The organism is Carnobacterium sp. GW821-FHT04C06, assembly GCF_059420345.1.
The window spans coordinates 1-2,531 of the sequence record NZ_JBWKTN010000012.1; the positions used below are offsets into that span (position 1 = coordinate 1).

Sequence of the window (2,531 nt, forward strand, 5' to 3'; positions counted from 1 at the left end):
TTGAGATTCTGTAAGCCTTGATGAATCACGTTTCTTCATGGTAATACCTGGTCAATCAAACAAAAAATAACTAAAAGACTTATGAAAAAAAATCATAAGACCACTAAAGGGAATTTTCTACTGTTTAGTGAGTTAAAAAAACGAAAAGGATCGTGATAAGTATGAGTACACGAACAGCAATTTTTAAAGAACAAGAAGATGGAACCTTTCAAGGAATATATTGTCACCATGATGGCTACATTGAAGGTGTTGGACGTATTTTAAATTCTTTTTACCAGGATCCAAAAGACATTCAGAAAGTGATTGATGAAAGGAGAGGTTTGTCCTGTCTAGGTGTTAAACCTAAAGTGTTTTATGAGTATGGCAATACGAGACATCGTAACTTAATGTTTCATGATTGGCAAAAATTCAGTCTGTATGTTAGAGATGAATATGAACTGTATGTGGCTAAATCATTAGAAGAAATCAGGTTGTTTGAATACATGACTTTAACAGATGGAGATAAAGTAGATGGATGGCTAAAAAAAATTGATGGAAATGAAGTTTTTATACCGTTTCGTGGTTCGGACAATAATGGCTATTTGTACGTGCAGTTGAGAAGTGGAGAGTGGTTAGTAAGTATTATGAATCATAATTCAGATATGACAGAATTTAAATCTTTAAGTAATTATTTTTAAAAATAAGGAGGAAAAAAATCATGTCAAAACAATTTTACGATGAATTTTCAAAACAAACAGTAGATAAAATGGCTCAAAGTATCGAGGATATGACTTATCTATACGATGAAACTAAAGTTCCTAAGAGTCACTACAAAAAGCACTTAACTAAAGGTATTGAAGAAATGATTGAGGGGAGTGTAGAAATCAATTTTATTGATATCTACTACCGCACCATGCAACAGCTGAAAAAAGAGAGCGAGAAACGTTATTTCCAATCAGTTTTATGTATTGATTTAGGCGTAAATCCTTCTAAAATAACGCCTTCTCAATACCAAGCATTGGAAATGACGTGGTCACTGTTTACAGAAGATAAGAAAAAAGCTTCTCGAGAAGATTTGCTCACCTATTTTAAAGAAGTGGAAACAAATGGAGCTACCTTTATCTTAGAGAAAGAAGAGGACTGACATGGAAAATGGACAAGTTATGACTACTTTAATCTCAATCCTTACGCAACTAGGTTCATACTCACCTAGTTGCAAGGTAGAGGTGGTAAATGAGTACGGAGATAAAGTTATTGATTATAGATGTACAGTCACTAAAGATGGAGTACAAATTAAATTGATAGAGCAATGGAATGAGTTTACAACAAAATAGTATTCAGAAATGAGGAATTAAAATGGGATTAGATATGTATTTACATGTGAATAGTATAGAAGAAAAAGAAATTTTCGAATTGATAGGAACATGGAGAAAAGCAAACCAAATAAGAGATTTTTTTAGTTGTTATTGTTCAGAAGAAGAGGCACAGGAAAATATTACGGATTTACTTGTCACAAAAGAAATGATAGAAGAATTAGAAGAACATATTATAGACATTTTAACTGATAAAAAAAATCCAGAAAGTGTGTTACCAACTTCGCCAGGTTTTTTCTTTGGAAGCCTTGAATACGACCACTATTACTATGAAGATTTAATTTACACATTGACCTTAACAAAGATCGCAAAAGAGTATTTAAACAAAAATAAAACTATATATTACAGTGAATGGTGGTGAAATTTAATGACGGATTCTACTATCGTATACAGACTCGCAACTGACGATATTACTCAGTTCATCAAAAATACTGACAACGAAAAAGAGATCATAGAACTGTTTAAATCAAATTTTTCATGTATGGAGGCAGTAAAAGAATTTGTAGAAATTATTGAATTACAAATAAAAAATGAATCAAATGAGGAAATATAAAAGGTAAAAGTAAAAAGGAGGAAACTAAGTGGTTATTGAAATACTAAGTTACACGGACTATCTTAATAAGTTAATTAAAGAAAGTGGATTGAAACATTATCAGTCATTAGATGAACTTGAAGCTACGATGAATTCACATGCAAAGAATAAAACTTATCACCAGGTACTGCATACAGACCATGTTTGTTATTGTAGCTTTAATAAGTGAGAAAGAGGAAATCTCTTACTATCAAATAAGATAGTAAGAGATTTTTTATTTGAATAAAAAAAAGCTAACGAAGATGGAAAACATGTCCAGCAAGCTGTTCATGTTGAGTTTTAATTGCCTAAAAAAGGATCGTTCTGTTTGCTTGTACCTTCTTCGACGTCGCCAACCTCACTGTTCGGTTCCCTCAATCCTTTTCTAGCCAACTAAAACTCCTTAGTAAAGGCTGAAGAACGGCTTTGCCGTTTTCAGCTGTAACATTCGTCCGTAGTCCTCATGCTTTTTCAAAAGCCATTTATTTTTTGTTTGACAAGGACGGGCGTTGCCCTTATACCATGAATCCTCGCCATTCACAAGGCTATACAAGTAACAGACTCTACAAAAATAAATTTTTGAGATTCTGTAAGCCTTGATGAATCAC

At 32.6% G+C, this 2,531-nt stretch carries 5 protein-coding genes; all 5 read left to right on the forward strand.

Going from position 1 to position 2,531, the window contains the following annotated elements:
• Nucleotides 1-161 precede the first annotated feature (161 nt).
• From AC07SW_RS13280 to AC07SW_RS13300, 5 genes are read left to right on the forward strand one after another with little or no spacing between them, the layout of a single operon-like run.
• Nucleotides 162-677 carry a hypothetical protein gene (locus AC07SW_RS13280; RefSeq protein ID WP_494633152.1) on the forward strand — a complete coding sequence of 172 codons (516 nt, stop codon included), beginning with the start codon at nt 162-164 and terminating at the stop codon, nt 675-677.
• A gap of 20 nt (nt 678-697) precedes the next feature.
• On the forward strand, nt 698-1,123 hold the full coding sequence (locus AC07SW_RS13285; RefSeq protein WP_494633154.1) for a hypothetical protein: 426 nt from the start codon (nt 698-700) through the stop codon (nt 1,121-1,123).
• Nucleotide 1,124: 1 nt separating this feature from the next.
• Nucleotides 1,125-1,313, forward strand: a complete 189-nt coding sequence (locus tag AC07SW_RS13290) for a hypothetical protein (RefSeq protein ID WP_494633155.1) — start codon at nt 1,125-1,127, stop codon at nt 1,311-1,313.
• Nucleotides 1,314-1,335: 22 nt separating this feature from the next.
• Entirely contained in the window at nt 1,336-1,713 is a 378-nt protein-coding gene (locus AC07SW_RS13295) for a hypothetical protein (RefSeq protein ID WP_494633157.1), read from the forward strand.
• A 6-nt stretch (nt 1,714-1,719) separates the two neighbouring features.
• Nucleotides 1,720-1,905 carry a hypothetical protein gene (locus tag AC07SW_RS13300; RefSeq protein WP_494633158.1) on the forward strand — a complete coding sequence of 62 codons (186 nt, stop codon included), beginning with the start codon at nt 1,720-1,722 and terminating at the stop codon, nt 1,903-1,905.
• The last annotated feature ends 626 nt before the right edge of the window (nt 1,906-2,531 follow it).